The sequence below is a fragment of the Paenibacillus sp. J31R109 genome, assembly GCF_059692055.1.
The window spans coordinates 38,114-56,097 of sequence record NZ_JCAUAR010000012.1 but is presented as its reverse complement, the minus strand read 5'-3'; the positions used below and the strand labels follow the sequence as shown (position 1 = coordinate 56,097).

The following is a 17,984-nucleotide window of genomic DNA, read 5'->3' as shown; positions in this document are numbered from 1 at the left end:
TATGGCCTTAGATCTAGAAACAAGCTCATTTACATTTGACGATTTGGCCAAGAAGTACGGCGATTTTTATGCCCCTTACTATGATATTAAAGTAGATGGCAGTAAGATTTCGGATGATATCGCACTGGACAACCTGCGGGTGGAGACATCGATTGATGGAACAGCAGACTCCTTTTCTTTTCGAGTAGCCAATGCTTATGATATTACGAAAAATGAATTTCAATGGCTTTCTATCTTCTCACTTGGTAAAGCCATTGATATTGGTTTGGGATATGTTGATAAATTCACCGCCGTCTTTTCAGGCCAAATTACTTCCGTGGTTGTGGATTTTCCAGAAGGCGGTGCTCCTGGTCTCGTGGTACGCGGGATGGATATTTCTTATTTGATGATGAAGGGGACGAAGTCCCGTTCTTGGAATAAGAAGAAATATAGTGATGTTGTTGAAGAAATTGCCAAGACATATGGCTTCAAGACACATATAGATGCAACAACAACCGAATTTCCAGCACTTTCGCAGAGTCAGATCAATGATTATCATTTCATTCAAAACTTAGCGAATTTAGTTAACTATGATTTTTTCATAGTGGGGAAGAATTTATATTTCCGTAAGCCATTAACGGCAATGACAGCCGTGATGACACTGGAGATGGGAAAGACAATCCGCAGTTTAATGATCGATCACAATTTGGCCGAGCAAATTACGGGCGTAACCGTTCGAGCTTGGGATAATAAAGAGTTAAAGGTCATCGAAGGCAAATCAGCCAGCGTGACGAAGCTTGGTTCCAATAGCAAGACGGGCAAGGACATCTTAGCTTCAAAGGGTGATTTCGTCGAGCATATGTATACAAATGTAAGCTCCGTTGAAGAAGCTAAAAGCTACGCGGATGCGATACTGAATCGCCGAGCCATGAAGCTCGTAAGCGGCAGCGGGGAATGCATTGGCATTCCAGAGATTCGCGCGGGGCGCTATATTAAGCTGAGCGGTATAGGCAAGACGTTTGATCAGCCTTATTATGTGACAGGGGCAACCCACATTTTGGATGACGAAGGTTACACGACTCGGTTTTTACTGGGAGGGAATGCAGTCTAATGTTCAAAACTCCCGATATTACAATTGGCGGCATCTCCGATTTTTCCAGCCAGAAGATTGGCGGCGTCATGGTGGCTGTTGTAACGAATAACGCGGATCCCGATAAAATGGGACGAGTAAAACTCAAGCTTCCGATGCAAGAAACGGAAACAGAAACGGATTGGGTGCGCATTGCCACAATGATGGGCGGTAAGGAAATGGGCAGTCTTTTTATCCCTGAAGTAGGGGATGAAGTGTTAGTTGCCTTCCATTTAGGCGAGCTGCGGATGCCTTTCGTCATCGGTATGCTGTGGAATCCGAAGAATATGCCACCTCCACCTGCTGAGAAAAATGATTTGCGCATGATTAAGACACGTTCTGGTCATGAGCTTTCTTTTAATGATAAAAGTGGTGACGAGAGCATCACCTTAAAGACTAAAAAAGGTCAAATTATTGAACTTAAAGATAAGGATCAAAGCATTTCGATTGCTGATTCCAGTGGCAACAATAAGATTCTGATCAAGGGCGGGTCTGCGAATGAAATATCTGTCGTCAGCCAAACATCTAAGATCACATTGAACGCCAAAGGTGAAGTCGGTATTGAAAGCACGAAGGAAATCAAAATTAAATCTACGCAAATTAATATAGAAGCTTCTGCTACGATGGCTTTGAAGGCAGGGGCGACGCTGGATCTGAAGTCAGATGGCATCATTAATATCAAAGGTAGTATGGTGAAAATTAACTAACGTTATGATCAATTAACGAGAGGGCGTGGCGAGATGTCGGAAGCATTTTTGGGACGGGGCTGGAAATTCCCGATTCAGGTTGATCCTGCAACAGGAAGGATCCGAATGTCCGAGTATGAGGAAGACATCGCAGAAGCGATTCGCGTTATCTTGGGAACGACACAAGGAGAGCGCGTGATGCGTCCCTCTTTTGGATGCGGAGTTCAAGAATTTATATTTGGTTTAACCGATGATACAACGCTGCATTTGCTGCAAAGTAATATTGAAGAAGCCATCCGAAACTGGGAGCCACGGGTTCATGAGGTTGAAGTGAAAGCTGTACCCGAAATAGATGATCCCGCTAAAGTGATGATTCATATTGCCTATCAGGTACGTACAACGAACAACTTGTTTAACCAAGTTTATCCGTTTTATTTATTTGAAGGTTCGAAATAGAAAGAGGATGCGGAAGCGATGACGAGACGTGTAGAGAGGAGGTGGAGCTGTGCAACCTCCCAAAATTGATCACAGAGACATACCTGATCTGATCGCTCAAATGAAGGAAATGGCCCCGTATTATACGCCAGAGTGGCGATTTACGCCTGAGAACCCGGATCCAGGTTCAGCGCTATTCCTGATGTTTGCCGATATGTTTCATGACAATATTAAGCGATTGAATCGCGTGCCTACGAAGAATTTGATCTCATTTCTGAATATGTTCGATGTCACGTTGTTACCAGCTAGACCAGCAAGTGGGTATCTAACGTTCGCGTTGAATGAAGGAACGAAAGAGTCGGTGTATATTTCCGCAGGAACACAGATTGCAGCGGCTGTTCTAGCGGATACGGTTCTTTATGAAACGGCACGAAGTGCGCTGTTAACGCCAGCGGTACTTACAAGCATCTACGTAACGAGCCGTAAGCAGGACATTATCGTTCGAGTCGCGGATGAGTTCTTAACCGCCAGCCGTCAAGGCTTATCGATGCCGAAAAAGTTATTCCGTCTGCAAGATGGCGATAATTTACAGGAACATGCCTTGTATTTGGAGCACAGCTCGCTTTTCACCGTCACTCATCCGGCGCAGATTGAGATCGAATTCCGTAACTCGACGAAACGTTTTGAAGAATTTGGGATGTCTAGTCAACTCGCAGATCCTAATCTTACCGAATGGTTATACGCTACAGCGGATGGTTGGAAACAGTTCGACAAGGTAGAGGCGAAGGATAATCGAGTTATTTTGCTCAAAAGTATTCGTGAAGAACTTGCTCCGAAAGAAGTGAATGGCATCACGGGGCGTTGGATTCAATGTCGATTAAAGCCACACGTAACTGATCGCAAAACGCTGGCTGATAGCAGACTTTCCATGGATCACGTCTCCTTCAAAACAGACTATGTGGATACACTCGAGACTGGCGGCATCCCGCCTGATCAAATGTTCTACAATGACATTGATGCTGACCCGTCCGGTTTTTACCCATTCGGAGATCAATTTGCTCTGTATGGCTCCTTTTATATTGGAAGTCAGGAAGTATTTACGAAAACCGATGGCGATATTAAGCTGAGCTTCGGATTGCAGGCGCGAGAGAATCGTTTTGGGGCAGAACAGACGGATCCTATCGATTGGAAAATGGTCATGAAGAAGAGCAAGTTCGATAAAGCACCTGTCGTGCATGTAACGGTTCTTCAAGTGGCTTGGGAATATTGGAACGGTACGACTTGGGTGAGGCTCGATGTGGGCAAGGATGCCGAGAAGCTTTTCTACTACCCAGTGGAACAAAAGGTTCATAAGGAGATTCATTTCAAATGCCCATCTGACTTGCAGCCTACGTATGTGAACGGGAATGAGAATCGCTGGATTAGAGCACGGATTTTGCATATCGAAAATGCGTATATCGCGCAGGCGTTGTATTTGTCACCATGGATAGATGAAGTAGCTTTAACGTATGCGTATGAGGATCGCCTCTACCAAGCGGAACGCTGCTTAGCTTTTAATAATACTGTTTATGAAGAGCGGACGAAGCATAGTCGTCAATTGCAAGGCGGATTTGAGCCTTTTCAGCCATTGGAAGGCAGCCATCCAGCTTTATGCTTTTCATTCGATACACCACCGGTGAGAGGCCCGATCTCCATATTCGTATCCATCAAACAGCAGCGCTTCTCGGAGCATGACGTGCCTATGCTGGAATGGGAGTATTTACGAGCAGGCTTGCTGCCGGGAACCCCGCCAGAGTGGGTGGCACTCAAGGTTATTGATGAAACGAATGGCCTGACGCAGAGCGGAACAGTTCAGTTCGTAGGTCCGTCCGATTTTGCAGGAGTATCGCTGTTCGGGCAGGATGGTTACTGGATTCGCGCTACGAATCGGGACGATATTTACGATGATGTGACGGATCGTGTCCAGATTCCGACCATTCAGGGCGTCTATATGAACACGGTACATGTCCTCCAGCAGGAGACAATTACTGGTGAAGTGCCAGATGTTAAAGGACTGGATGAAACGGAATATCAACTCAGCAGACTAGGCATCGTATCTGAGGAAGTATGGGTGGATGAAACTGATTTTGTAACCGAAGAGGAGATCTCGGAGTACGAGGTATCCGGAGCACCACTGATGGATATCCGTCGCGATTCGGAAGGCAACATTCTACAGGTGTGGGTTCGTTGGACGGCTGTACGGGACTTGACTCTATCGGGTAACCGAGATCGGCATTATCTCATTGATCATACTTTCGGACGTATCAGAGTTGGTGATGGTGTTCATGGGATGCACCCGCCGAAGGGCGGTTTGGAGCAATTGAAGGTCACTTATCAAGTGACAATGGGCAAAATTGGCAATGTTGCCGCCAGGCAGATCAATCAGATGCAGGATTCGATTGCGTTTGTTGGAGAGGTTTATAACCCAGAGCCCGCATCTGGCGGGTGTCAGGCGGAGAAGTTGGAGTCCGCGCTAGCGCGGGGGCCGGAGCTTTTGAAGCACCGTAATCGAGCGGTTTCGTCGAAAGACTACGAGTGGCTGGCTAGAGAAGCCTATCCGAATATCGCGAAGGTGACGTGTATTCCGAATCGGAATGCGTACATGCACAAAGAAATTGGAGCGATGACGCTTGTCATTTTGCCCAAAGAAGGACAACAAGGCAGTTCGACGTTCCCAGAGTTGAAAAAGCAAGTCGAGCGATACATTCTTGGACGTGCCTCAAGCTTGGTTGCTTTCCCTGAGCGCTTGCAGGTTATCGAGCCTGTATATATGGAAATCTCCGTCTCAGCGATTGTTGCTGTGGAGGGGATGGACGCCGTCGTTCAGACAGAAATTCAAGCGTTGGAGAAATTAAATCGATTCCTTGATCCGTTAACGGGCAATTTTGATAACAAGGGCTGGGCGATCGGTCAACAAATTCATCCTTCTGTCTTTTATGCCTTGTTAAAATCGATTCGGGCAATCAGCCATGTCGAGAAGCTGTACATGACCGTTTACAAAATCGAAGACGGCGAACGCGTGGAGTTGGATGTCAATCGTCTGCCGACACTGCCGCATGGCATGATTGTGAGTGGAAAGCACAAGGTTGTTGTGAACGTACTTTAAACGAAGGAGGTGAGCACAAGTGCTGCCTATACCTAATTTAGATGACCGGATGTTCGAACAAATGGTGATGGAGGCGCGGAAGTCGATTCCGAAGCTATTTCCAGAATGGACAGATGAGAATGAGCATGACCCAGGGATTACACTGCTAGAGTTAATGTCCTGGATGACAGAGATGCAGCAGTATTATTTAAATCGGGTGACAGAACGCAGTGAACGCAAGTTTCTGAAGTTGTTGGGGATTCGTCCGCGCGATGCGGTATCCGCCGTTTGCGATGTGACGTTTACAGGCGCCACGCAGCAGCTTGTGCTCCCTAAAGGGACACCGCTGACCGCGATGGATCTACGTTTTGAGACACAGGGAACGATACAGTTTGTTCCTGCTGTTTTGGAGAAAGTGCTGGTGCGTACAGAAACGGCAGCCGCCGATTATACCTCAAACAATCAGGCCAAAATTGCCTACTACGCCTTTGGTGCTGAGGCACGTAAGGGAGCGCATCTGTATCTCGGATTCGATCGGGCACTGCCAATGGACACGGAGATTTCGATCTATTTTAATTTATTTGATCGTTACCCTGTGAGGGTGAGCCATCATGCTGAGAAAACAGCGCCGATGATCTCATCCGCCAAGGTGACTTGGTCATTTGCCGGTGCTGACACGGATGGACAGTCGGAGAGCTGGCTGCCGATTGAACCAACGGTGGATAATACCGTTCATTTATCACAAAGTGGTGAGCTCAAGTTTCTCGTCACTTCCGAAATGAAGCCGATGTCCTTGTATCCGGCAGATGACCGCAGTCGCTATTGGATCTGCTGTACACTGGAGGAGGACGGCTACGAGCTGGCTCCCAAGATTGAAAAGATTACGCTGAACACGGTAAGAGCTGTGGAGCAGGAAACCTTTAGCGAGGTGACTGGTTTCAATAGCTCAGGCGAATCAGGTCAAAGCTACGAGCTGAGCTCTTATCTTGCCTATAACGGACTGCATACTGTCCAGGTGTTGGACGAGCGTGGGCGTTGGCGCGACTGGCACACTGTCGCTGATTTAAGCACCTGCGGGCCTGATGAGCTATGCTGCGAGTTGCAGCAGGATTCGGCCCGTCGGACGACCCGTCTTCGCTTCGGCGACGGGGTACATGGCAGCATCCCGCCGCAGGGCGCGAAGCGGGTCCGGCTAATTGCTTACTCGGCTGAGTTTGATTACAGCCGCTTTGTGGGAGGCAGCAAAGGTCTGCCTGGGCAGACCTTCGAGATCAGTCGCGGACGCGTGTATATACCTAGCAGCATGCTGCTGCAGGTTGGTTATCGTCTGCGCGGCGAAGATAGCGTCGTCTGGGACGACTGGACGGCCGTGGATGACTTCGATAACTCGAAGTCAACAGACCGGCACTACGTCTACGACGCCGCTGCAGGCACGATCCGCTTCGGGAATAACGAAGCGGGGTTGGTGCCGCGCAAGTCCGGGGAACCGAACATTCGGTTCCTGGCCTTGCAGGCAGGCGGGGGCGTACGAGGCAACGTGAAAGACGGCCTCGTGACGGGCTTGGGCTTCGCGGCTGAGCCAGGCGTGAGCGTGACGAATCCGTTCCCGGCGCGAGGCGGCCTGGAGGCGGAGACGCTCGCGCAAGCGAAGCTGCGCGTGCAGCGCGAGCTGGCTGCGCCGACGCGCGCGGTGACCGCCGAGGACTACGAGGCGATCGCGAAGGCGGCGCCGGGGCTCCGCGTCGCGCGGGTGAAGGCCATCCCGCTGTACAAGCCGGGGATGCGGGATTTCCCTCGGGTATCGGCGCCGGCGCAGATGACCGTGGTGGTTGTGCCTTACAGCGAGAGCGATAAGCCTAAAGCTGGCAAGGGTTTCTTGCAGACGATCAAGCAGCATCTGGATCGGCATCGGCTTTTGACAACAGAGCTGCATGTCATTCCAGCGGAGTATATCAAGATTACCGTACACGCAGTTGTGGTGATGGAGCCGAAGTATAAGAACGAGCAGCGGCGCATCGCAATCGAGCTCCGAAATCTGCTTCAACCCATGGATCATGGGCAGGGAGCGGAAGGTTGGCGTTTTGGGCGTACGGTATATAAGGGAGATATTTACGGCGTCATTTCCCGAATTAAAGGTGTCGTGTATGTGCAGGACATTTGGCTGGACGCCGAAGGAACAGGCTTCCACAAGGACGGCGCTGGGGATATTCATATCCCGCCGTATGCGCTAGTGTATTCGGGCGTTCACGAGATCGAAACGATTAGTCAGACGGATTTGTAAGTGCCGGTGAGGCTGTCGGTTGGTGATGTGAGGGAAGCAGTGGTTTTAGATGTTGAAGTACAGAAAAGAGGTGACGAACGATGCAGGATGGACAAACGTTTTTTTCGCTAAACAAGCGGATGGATTGGGAAGAGGGCTTTGAGGCTAATATTCATATGTTGGAGCAGGGATTTTCGATTCAGCAGACGGAGAAGTACAGCATTCATCGCATCGTTCGTACGGATGAGCTTGAAGGTATTCCTCCGATTCATGAGATGACGGTGGGACCTGGGCGAAAGCTAATCTTGTTGGACGAGACAGCGAATGTGTGGATTTATGACGACGAAAGCCGACACAGAGAGTTGCTATTCCGTCAGGGCCATGAATTATTTAGCTCACAAGCGATGCTGGCGTCGATGTCGGATCTTCTTGTGATTGCGGATGCAAGCGAAGGGGTAGAGAGAAGACTTGCTGTCTACTCCATCTCAAACGGTCAGACCATGTGGGCGATACAGTCCTGGGAAGGTTTGAGTTTATATCCGCTCTCCTTGAATACGAAGTTACAAGCTACGAATATGCTGTATATAGCGGTACCTTTGGACATTACGGTTGGTATGAATGGAAGTCCCGAAGTCCCGAAAGACGGGCGGATTGGCATTATACAGTGGAATTCAGCTGGAGAGATGCTGCATGTGTATGAACATGAGGCACACCGTATGACGGAGGCGGTTCCGATTGCGGAGCTGCAGGGGCGTTACTATACGGCGGCCACAGATGGAACCATAGCTCTGCTGGATAATCAGCAACGATCTGTGACGGTTTTCCATGAAGATGGGCGAGAGCCGTTCCATTTCAAGTTGGAGCAAGAGGGCCGATTTGCCGGAATTTCCATTGATACGAATCATAATCTCTATATAGGGGATAGCGGTTACGCGCAACAAGAAGGTGTGACAGAGCGGTTTATTTTAAAATATCGCGGCAATGGCGACCCCTTGGATAAAGTAACGGGCTTCCGAGGACGAACAGATAAATTAGTGCAGGATGGACGCAATCGCCTGTATGTGTTTGATCGGTTAAGTGGGCAGATCAGCTTGTTAGACCTTAGGGCGCGCACGATGCTGCTGGAGGATACCCAGTTGCCAGAGGCGGTGTACTTCTCTGCTGATTTGGATACGACGGAGACGGAGACGACGTGGCACAAAATCCGGCTCGAAGCAGATATTCCAGAGGAGACACAGGTTCGATTCTCGTATTTTGCCTCGGATGAAAGTGAAGGGATGGTTGATGGGGATTATGTGAATCTCACTGACTATTTCACAGATCCGACTATCTCGGTCAAAGAAAAGCTAAGAGCGAGCTGTGACCTGTGGTCTGAACCGATTTTGAATCCAAAGGATGCGTTGCTGATGCATGCGAAGGGGCGTTATCTCTGGTTCAAGATCGAGCTGGTCGGCAGCGAGCAGAAATCACCTTTCATTCGCAAACTGCGAGTGTACTACCCGCGGACTTCGTTGATTGCCTATTTACCGCCGATGTACCAGCAGGATGAGGAGCATAGCCCATTCTTGGAGCGGTTTCTAGCGATGTTTTCTACGTTTTTTGACGACATGGAGGATACGATTGATCAGATTTCAGGTCATTTTGATCCGGATGCTGTGTCGGGGCCGTATTTGGAGTGGTTAGGCGGTTGGCTAGCTATTACGGAGCATGAGGCTTGGGGCGAGAAGAAGCTTAGAGAGCTCATTAAGCGGGCTCCTGAATTATACAAGCTGCGGGGCACGCGTGAAGGCTTGATGAATATGCTTCAGATTTACACCGGTGCAGAGCCGTTTATACTGGAGTATTTTCAGTTCAAGCAAATGCAAGAGACGTCAGAGCTGCGACAGCTTTTCACCCAGTTATATGGTGATAATCCGTATACGTTCTGTGTCCTCCTTAAGCCAGAAAGCGTGCGCACGGATGAACAGCGCTTAGTGATTGAGCAAATTATTGACGATCAGAAGCCAGCCTATACGGAAGGCAAACTGATTGTGCTTCAACCTTGGATGTACGCGGATATGCATACGTACCTCGGTATTAATACGTACTTATCTGAGCCAACCTTATTGACCCTCGATCATCGCTCATCGATGCCTTATAACACGGTGTTGATTGATGTAGATCGTGATAAACGGATGGATATACATACGCGCTTGGGACTGGATTCCGAAATCGAATAATAAATGGTAGAGAAGGTGAGGGTATCCCTATGAAAAAATCACGTTATTACCCGTTTGAACGCAATCGGTATTTCTATGGGAAGCTGCTGACGGTCAGAGATTTCGAGTCTGAGCAGAAGTATTTTAATGATAAACGCCGCATGATGAATCGGTTGCTGCATGGTTCCGGCGTTTTAACCGGATTGCAAGTTGTAGCGGTGGATGAGAAGTCTGTTTCGGTCGAAATGGGTGCTGCTATTGATGCCCTAGGACGTGAAATTGTCGTACCATCTCCGATGACAATGAAACTGTCCATGATGGATGGATTCAGTAACAACCAGTACGCGAAGAACGTATACTTGTGCATTGCCTATGATGAAAAAGAAAAAGAACCCGTTCACGCTGTAGCGAACTCTTCCGTCCGTTCGGACGAAATTAATGATTATAATCGTGTGTTAGAAAGCTACCGTCTATTTATTCGTGAGGATGCGCCGGACCCGGCTTCATTGCCGCTGGCTACGTTATCAGATCAGACGATTGTCCTGTACCAGGATAAACAAGTACGTGTCCTGCAAACGACTCCGCGGTATGTGAATCCAGGGCAGTTGTTCGAGATGACACTGCGCTTCGAGAAAACGTTGAAAGCAGGAAGATTGTCCTTCAAGTATGATCTGGATGCTAACCGCGTCGAGGCGATCAATGGAACGAATATCGTGTTCCAAGAGCCGCAGGATGCGCAAGAGAGTGAGTACGAAATGAAGGTGCTGCTTCGCGCCGATAGCACAGCTTCTGTCAAAGCGACAGTCGGTGTGAAAGCTGGTACAGCGGCTTTGAAACTTGATGATCGACAATTGGAGCTGCAAGCACAATCCATTGGCGAGATTAGCATCGTAACCGAAGCGGTGAAAGAGCGGTTAATGTCGGATTTCGTGAAGCAATCCTTAGAAGCGTCCTTAGAGGCGCCATCGGAGCCATGTATTTATTTGGCCAAAATATGCTTGATTCAAGTTGGACCTACCTATGTCATTGAAAGTGTTGAGCAAGTACCGTTCGGTGAATATGTCTACAATACGTCCGTGATGTATCGACTCGGGCAAGCAGCCCAGTATCGCGAAGAAACAGCAGGACAATTCGTAACGAAGTCGAAGGTAAAAACGTTGGCACCAGGCCAAACACCAGAGCTGAACGTCAACTATAACCCTTTGATTAGTGAGTTGTCTTTCGATTTGGGGATTCCAGCTGGTGGTGGCAGTGGAATTGCAGGCATTGTAAGTGGATATGTGGATATCCCGATTGAACCATTCACGAAGATTGCTGTATCTCCCTTCGGAAGAGCGATGAAGAGTTTCTATTCTGGAGAGATTGTACACGGACTTGGCGAGGGGAATGTGTTGATCATCACGAGCTTAGAAGAGCGAAGCGGCGACTCCTTCTCTGATATTCTTGCTAGCGGAGATCGCGTATATGGCGGTGCTTCCGACGTGTTCAAAGGCAGTGAGTTTGAGCCAGATGCACCTGAGGTGAAGATCGGAACGATCGCGTACCCGCAGAAGGGGACATTCCGTATCGGCGTGAAAGTGCAGCAATCCGGCGAGCAAGGCAATGTGCGCGTGCGCTGGTGGGCGTATAGTGCGGAGATGACGAGCGCGGTTGGCGGCGGTAACGGCGACTCCATCGACGAGGCACTGTCCGCAATGCGTGAAGCAGCATCAGCAGGTAGCGACGCGGAGTAGAGTGAAAAGACCGTCCTGAACAAGTGAAATTGTTCGGGGCGGTCTTTTGTGTTTTTGATGTTGGGAAGGAATAAGCCAATGATTTATCTACACTAAGCAGCAGTTGTAGCCTCTTTCACTACTCCCTTGCGATGTAGCTTTTGTCTGCCAAACGACACATAATAAATCCCTAGAATCAAGAGCTGCGAACCAGCAAGCACGACATAGATATTGCTAAAAATAACACCGGATCCATGACTGTAAAGGGGATTCCAGTTACTCATCGAAGCCGATCCCAGATCGACTGCCTTGCTATACAAACTGATGGCGATGCCTTGCCCAATGAAATTGGCCATCGAGAGCATGCCCATACCCACACCGATCTGATCTGCCGGCAGGGTTCGCGAAACAGAATTATTCACCGCAATGACGATGAAGGACTGACCTACATTGCCAAGAACAAGGAAAACGGCAATGAACAGGGGGGAGCTGCCCGCAAACGTTGCAAGTAGAAGGAAACAGGCGAGCAATAAGCAGGAAGCCATGTAGGCGACATAGGAATTACCTTTGGCATCGGCAAGCTTGCCACCTTTGCGGCCAAATATGGCAGACGCAGCAGCGGCAGGAACCAAGGCAAAGCCAATCCATAAGGAAGGAAGCTGTTGAACATCCGTTAACAACAAGGGACTAAGCACATAGAGTGAGCAACAGCTGCTGCTGATGAGGAAAGAGAGAGTAAGTCCCAATGTATATTTTCGATTTTGGAATAGTTTAGGTGCAATAAAGGGCTCACCCGCGGTGCGAATTCGCGCCATGAATAAACTTAGGACGAGCAGCGCTCCGATCAAAAGCCACAAGCCGTTAGTTACGCTTAGCAGTAGTAAAGCAATGGTGATGCCAAACAATCCGCCGCCAACCCAGTCGAACTTGCTGGATCTTCCAGGCTGCTCATTGCCTAAATAAGTGCGGTAAAAGGGAAGTGCTGCCAGTACAACGAGCGGAACAGCGAATAACCAACGCCAGTGAAGTGTGCTTATAATGAGGGCTGCAATGACGGGCCCAAGCGCGTTCCCAAAAGCTAAGCCGACAGCCGTCATACCAAATGCGGCACCTCGTCGTTCAGGAGCGAAGTAGCGTAGCGGGATAATCATGGAGATCGCAGGGATGACCGCGGCACCAGCAGCTTGTAGGCAGCGTCCGACGAGCGCCATGCCAAAGGTTTGCGACGTCAGACCGATGACAGAGCCTAGTGCGAATAAGAGGAGTCCGAAAGTAACGATATCTTTTAACCTGTAACGATCAGCGAGCTTTCCATATGTAACGGAACCAATGGCGTAAATCATGATATAAGCAGAGGATAACCAGCTCACTTGGGCTATCGTCAGCGCAAATTCCTTACTGATCTTGGGCAGGGCAATGTTGAACATGACGCCGCTCATCATGGAGAAGGTCATGGTGAACATGAGAACACGCATTAATTTGTCAGCGGTTTGCAGTGGTATTTTGGTTGCCATAAAAGGACACTTCCTTTCAAAAAGACTGTCAGTACTTACTGACATTCTGGTGAGAAAAAAACTAAGGCCGTAAAGCCCTAGCAAATAGTTGGATGCTCTCTTGTACGAAAGGTGTTAAGCCGATGCCAGGATAGCTTTTATGTTGATCGAGATCGTTCATGAACGCCCCGAAGTGCATCATGATAAATGAAAATGCCTGCAGTTCAGGATTCGATGTCACGATTTTCCCTTTGTGGGACATCTCAATGAAATAGTTGGTTAATATCTCAAGTAGCTGCTGCGGATGCTTCTGAGTGCGAGCACGAAAGCCGGGCAATTGCCCCTCATCCTCTTTGAGGGAGATTTGAATCATTTTACGATTCCGATTCATGATCTCATGATAGGTCGTGCTCACGAGAAGAAGATCCTTCTCTAAATCCCAGACGAGCTTCTCGGCGAACAGTTTCTTCATCTCTTCCGCATAATGATAACGGTCGAAAGCTGCTTCAAGAAGCTTCTGTTTCGTGCCGAAATGGCGAAATAGGGTCTTCTCGCTGAGGCCAGCCGCGGTGGCAATTTCCAGCGTCGTTACTCCGTTATAGCCTTTTTCCGCGATCAAATGGAGTGCTGCTAATAGCAGTTTATCGCCGCTTCCCATCTTGCTGTTGTCCATAGCGTTATCCCTCTTCCGAACAAAATGTCAGTAGTCACTGACATTTATATTAAACGGGTTAGCCGTTATAGTCAATTGATAGGTTAAAAAAAGTGCATTGCATCGATAGAGAAGCCTGTAACAACGGGGTTCTCTTGTATTTGTCTCCTCCTATTTCCGAAGCAATAATTGGTCATTGTCACTGTAGAAGCGGTCAGGTACGATCGGATATGTGCAAGAAGAATGTGATTACGGGAGGATGAATGGATGAAGAAGGTCAAAAAGAAAGTGAGTATGCTGCTAGCTGTTAATTTGCTTTGGAGTCTAGTTGCCTCATCTGTTCCATTTTATGAAAGCGCAACCAAAAAGGCGGAAGCTGCTGCGGTGAATCTGATGACGAACGGAAGCTTCGAACAGACGGCAACGACCACGGATGCTAATTGGAGCAGTGCGAGTGCTCCTGTGGGTTGGGGGCTATGGATTCCTACGGGAAGCGGGAAGGCGCCCAATAAAACCGTCAATGTCACCCTAGATAACACGACAGCCCATGAGGGAAGTAAGTCCGTATTGGTAGATGCCTTTGCAACAAGCAGAGTTTCGATTAATCAGACGGTAACATCAGTGGCCGCGGGGAAATCCTATCGATTGAAAATGTGGTTGAAAACGGAGAATGTAACAGGTACAGGTGCATACTTCCGAACACAATTTTATAATGCAAGCAAAGTTGGAGATGGTCCCTCAACCCCGAAATTGGTAGGTACGAACGATTGGAAGATGCAACAGGTTTTTATGACGATTCCAACGAATGCAACCAAATTGGTTATCGAACCATTTCTGGAGACAGGTATGGGGAAAGTATGGTTCGATGAAGTGAGTCTGGAGGAATATAACGGCGTAACAGGAATTGCGCTGGATCCAAGCGCGCTCTCCATGACGAAAGATACAACGACTACGCTCACAGCGACGCTCACTCCGACGAACGCAGTGGACAGAACGGTCATTTGGACATCCAGCAATCCGGATGCAGTCCTAGTAGACAGCAATGGAAAAGTGACGGCTGTAGGGGTTGGGACGGCAACGATTACCGTTTCAACACCAGATGGAACGATTTCGGCGCAATGTACAATAAACGTTGATTCAGCGGAAATGGCAGCATCGTATAGTGCGCTTCGACAGAAATGGAACGATAAACTAACGGGCGGTGCCCTGTTCAATCCTGCTGATCCAGATATGGCTGCTAACCTCACTAAACTGGCAGATAGTGTATCGAATGCAGATCAAACCGGCTTGTGGGATCGCGTGAACAAAGCTAGTAATCGCACCCATGTCTGGAGCGATATGACGAGCACAACAGATTCTAGCCAGATTAGCACAGCGTATGCTCGATTAAAAACAATGGCAATCGCCTACAACATGCAAGGGACGCCCTTTTATCACAACACAGCGTTACGCGATGATATCGTGAGCGCGATGGAATGGATGTATACGAATCGATATAACGAAAACAAGAGTCCATATGGGAACTGGTTTGACTGGGAGATCGGTGTTCCGCAAGCCTTAAATGATCTCATCGTGCTCATGTACGGGCAATTGACACAGGGGCAGATCATCATGTTTATCAAACCGATTGATAAATTTTGCCCAGATCCAAAGGCAGGTTCCGTTCTTGGTGTCAAAGGTGTCAAAATGACGGGAGCTAATCTGCTGGATAAAGCACTGGTGGCTACCGTTCGGGGTGTGATCGGAAATAATAGTGCAAGGCTTATACAAGGCCGCGATGCGATCGGTCCGGAATTTGCTTACACCGAGCATGGAGATGGCGTTTATCGAGATGGTTCTCTTGTTCAACACACCAATATTGCGTATACGGCTGGATATGGAGCCGTTTGGTTAAGCCGAGCCGCCGATATGACGTACTTGTTGAACGGTTCCCCTTGGCCAGTAACAGATCCCAACGTCAATAACGTCTACAATTGGGTGTCAGATACATTTGAGCCGGTGATTTATAAAGGTCTCTATATGGATATGGTCAATGGCAGAGGCATGTCGAGGCAAGCTTCAGGCAGTGCTAGAGGTACGATCACAACGCTGCTTCGCTTAGCTGAAGGGGCTCCGGCGAATGTGGCATTATCCATTAAGCGTATGGCGAAGGCGTGGATTGGGTCGGATACGACATATTCCAATTATTTCGATGGATTATCTGTTTATGATTTGAGTATTGTGAAAAATCTCTTGAACGATGCTTCGATTCAGCCTAGAGGCGAATTGATCAAAAACCAAATTTTCGCAGGAATGGACCGTGTTGTTCATTTGCGCGAGGGATATGGTTTCGGAATCAGCATGTTCTCCAATCGGATCTCCGCATTTGAAAAGGGGAATACCGAGAATTTAAAAGGGTGGTATACAGGGATTGGTATGACGTACCTTTACGATCAAGATCTAGGCCAGTATCGCAATGATTTCTGGCCAACAGTAGATTCGTTTCGTTTACCAGGCACGACAACGAATGGCTCTGGCAAAGGCGTGACGCCAGGTGACTGGACCTCTTACATGAATGCGAAAGAATGGGTAGGAGGCACGACGATTGAGGGACTTTATGGTGCATCAGGCATGGACTTTTCCTTGGCGAAAGTGACTGGAAGCGACTTGCAAGGCAAAAAGTCGTGGTTTATGTTCGATGATGAAATCGTTGCATTGGGCGCAGGTATTTCAAGTAACAATGCGGGACCACAGCCTGTTGAAACGATCATTGATAACCGCAAGTTGCGTGATGCAGGTGATAATGTGCTAACCGTGAACGGAGCAGCCAAACCCACTCAGCTTGGTTGGTCGGAAACGATGGAGAACGTTAACTGGGCTCATTTGGCGGGAAATATGCCGGGAACGGATATTGGCTATTATTTCCTAGAAGCGGCCAACGTGTATGGACTGCGTGAAGCCAGAACAGGCAAATGGAGCGACATTAACAGCGGCCAATCGGCCACGCCAATGACTCGGTATTACATGAGCCTGGCCTTTGAACATGGGGCAACGCCTTTGAATGCTGCGTATGCGTATGTGATGCTGCCGCATAAAGACACTCAGGCTACCGCACAATACAGCCATGCGCCTGATGTAGAGATTCTGAGCAATACGGCGGATGTACATGCGGTTAAAGAGAAGAAGCTCGGCATTACCGCGGCGAATTTCTGGCAGCCAGGAACGGTGGATTTGATCACCGCGCATAATCCTGCTTCCGTCATGGTGAAGGAATCCCAATCGGAGTTAACCGTTGCTGTATCCGATCCAACCCAAAAGCAAAGCACAATAACGCTGGAGCTGAACAAGGCTGCGTTATCCCTCATGCGTAGTGACGAGACAGTTACGGTTGTACAAACGTTGCCGACGTTAAAGCTCCAGATCAATGTAGCAGGATCCGTAGGCAAAACGCATGTCGTAACGTTCAGGAAGGACACGACAGCTCCCGTTATCACACCAACCGTTTCGATGGCTGTCTATTGGACAGCAGGCGGCAGCTTGAATTTCGACATTACGGATGTGGAGAGCGGAGTGGCAGAAAGGTCATTAGAACTGAACGGCAATAAAGTAAGTTTACCCTACACGTTCAGTCCTTTAAGTCTATCAATTGGCGATCATCCCATAGTCGTTACGGCAAGGGATATAGCGGGGAACGAAACCAGATCCGTGTACACGCTAAAAGTAATGATGGATGTAGGACACTTGGATGAATTAGTCAGGCATGCCTATGGGCAAGGTTGGATTACGAACCAAGGCATCTATAACAGCTTGTTAGTCATGATTGATGTTCTTCAGAAGCATGCAAATCAGACACAAGTTCAACAAGCATTCAACGCGTTAGAAAATCATATTCGTGCACAATCAGGTAAAAAGATCGACACAGGATTCGCCGAGAAGTTGTTAAACGCTATAGCTTTTTTAAAGTCATAAGACTTTATAAGGGGCTGGTAGTGAGTGTAGTCCGATATTTCCGAACTAAATCGGCGATTTCGTGCGTAAAAGTGTGACTAGTCCGATTTTACCGAACTAAATGACCATTTTTCGGATGTAGCGGTCATTTAAGGGGAATTAGTTCGGCTAATTCGGACTATTGGAGAATCTAGGATGCCGACAGAGGAATTAGTTCGGTCATTTCGGACTAATGGGGATAGGTAGAGAAAGTAAGCAGATAAAGGGACGGTATAGCCGTTTATTTCGAATCATAAGATAGCTAAGATCATTGGAAACAAATACAGCCCGACTTCGTCTACGTGATGAAGTCGGGTCATCCTTATTTCTCGAGATACTTGATTTTATAG

Annotated in this window: 10 protein-coding genes; 8 read left to right on the top strand and 2 right to left on the bottom strand. The window is 48.4% G+C overall.

Annotated features, from left to right (window positions below; genetic code table 11):
- The first annotated feature begins 1 nt into the window (after position 1).
- The 7 genes from AC58QT_RS24950 to AC58QT_RS24920 all read left to right on the top strand — a co-directional run bounded on the left by AC58QT_RS24950 (position 2) and on the right by AC58QT_RS24920 (position 11,544).
- Entirely contained in the window at positions 2–1,090 is a 1,089-nt protein-coding gene (locus AC58QT_RS24950) for a phage late control D family protein (RefSeq protein ID WP_497411359.1), read from the top strand.
- The gene (locus AC58QT_RS24945) at positions 1,090–1,815 is read left to right on the top strand and encodes a phage baseplate assembly protein V (protein WP_310500849.1); all 726 of its coding nucleotides are present in this window, start codon (positions 1,090–1,092) and stop codon (positions 1,813–1,815) included. Before AC58QT_RS24950 ends, AC58QT_RS24945 begins: the two co-directional genes overlap by 1 nt.
- Before the next feature lie 33 nt (positions 1,816–1,848).
- On the top strand, positions 1,849–2,250 hold the full coding sequence (locus tag AC58QT_RS24940) for a GPW/gp25 family protein (RefSeq protein WP_497288633.1): 402 nt from the start codon (positions 1,849–1,851) through the stop codon (positions 2,248–2,250).
- A 49-nt stretch (positions 2,251–2,299) separates the two neighbouring features.
- Positions 2,300–5,374, top strand: a complete 3,075-nt coding sequence (locus tag AC58QT_RS24935; protein WP_497411358.1) for a baseplate J/gp47 family protein — start codon at positions 2,300–2,302, stop codon at positions 5,372–5,374.
- Between the two features lie 19 nt (positions 5,375–5,393).
- A complete protein-coding gene (locus AC58QT_RS24930; protein ID WP_497411357.1) occupies positions 5,394–7,634 on the top strand; it encodes a putative baseplate assembly protein in 2,241 nt (746 codons plus the stop codon).
- An 80-nt stretch (positions 7,635–7,714) separates the two neighbouring features.
- A complete protein-coding gene (locus tag AC58QT_RS24925) occupies positions 7,715–9,832 on the top strand; it encodes a phage tail protein (RefSeq protein WP_497411356.1) in 2,118 nt (705 codons plus the stop codon).
- A 29-nt stretch (positions 9,833–9,861) separates the two neighbouring features.
- The gene (locus AC58QT_RS24920; protein ID WP_497411355.1) at positions 9,862–11,544 is read left to right on the top strand and encodes a hypothetical protein; all 1,683 of its coding nucleotides are present in this window, start codon (positions 9,862–9,864) and stop codon (positions 11,542–11,544) included.
- Positions 11,545–11,636: 92 nt separating this feature from the next.
- On the opposite strand, the gene AC58QT_RS24915 is transcribed toward AC58QT_RS24920, so the two are convergent.
- Both AC58QT_RS24915 and AC58QT_RS24910 read right to left on the bottom strand, forming a co-directional pair.
- Positions 11,637–13,037 carry an MFS transporter gene (locus AC58QT_RS24915; protein ID WP_497411354.1) on the bottom strand — a complete coding sequence of 467 codons (1,401 nt, stop codon included), beginning with the start codon at positions 13,035–13,037 and terminating at the stop codon, positions 11,637–11,639.
- A 61-nt stretch (positions 13,038–13,098) separates the two neighbouring features.
- A complete protein-coding gene (locus AC58QT_RS24910) occupies positions 13,099–13,689 on the bottom strand; it encodes a TetR/AcrR family transcriptional regulator (protein WP_310500842.1) in 591 nt (196 codons plus the stop codon).
- A 246-nt stretch (positions 13,690–13,935) separates the two neighbouring features.
- Here AC58QT_RS24910 and AC58QT_RS24905 point away from each other — a divergent pair, with 246 nt between their 5' ends.
- Positions 13,936–17,616, top strand: coding sequence for a polysaccharide lyase family 8 super-sandwich domain-containing protein (locus tag AC58QT_RS24905; protein ID WP_497411353.1), 3,681 nt, complete (start codon positions 13,936–13,938; stop codon positions 17,614–17,616).
- The last annotated feature ends 368 nt before the right edge of the window (positions 17,617–17,984 follow it).

Coding starts and splice junctions, on each gene's coding strand:
- AC58QT_RS24950 (WP_497411359.1), top strand. CDS start 2: ATGGCCTTAGATCTAGAAACAAGCTCATTTACATTTGACGATTTGGCC.
- AC58QT_RS24945 (WP_310500849.1), top strand. CDS start 1,090: ATGTTCAAAACTCCCGATATTACAATTGGCGGCATCTCCGATTTTTCC.
- AC58QT_RS24940 (WP_497288633.1), top strand. CDS start 1,849: ATGTCGGAAGCATTTTTGGGACGGGGCTGGAAATTCCCGATTCAGGTT.
- AC58QT_RS24925 (WP_497411356.1), top strand. CDS start 7,715: ATGCAGGATGGACAAACGTTTTTTTCGCTAAACAAGCGGATGGATTGG.
- AC58QT_RS24920 (WP_497411355.1), top strand. CDS start 9,862: ATGAAAAAATCACGTTATTACCCGTTTGAACGCAATCGGTATTTCTAT.
- AC58QT_RS24915 (WP_497411354.1), bottom strand. CDS start 13,037: ATGGCAACCAAAATACCACTGCAAACCGCTGACAAATTAATGCGTGTT.
- AC58QT_RS24910 (WP_310500842.1), bottom strand. CDS start 13,689: ATGGACAACAGCAAGATGGGAAGCGGCGATAAACTGCTATTAGCAGCA.
- AC58QT_RS24905 (WP_497411353.1), top strand. CDS start 13,936: ATGAAGAAGGTCAAAAAGAAAGTGAGTATGCTGCTAGCTGTTAATTTG.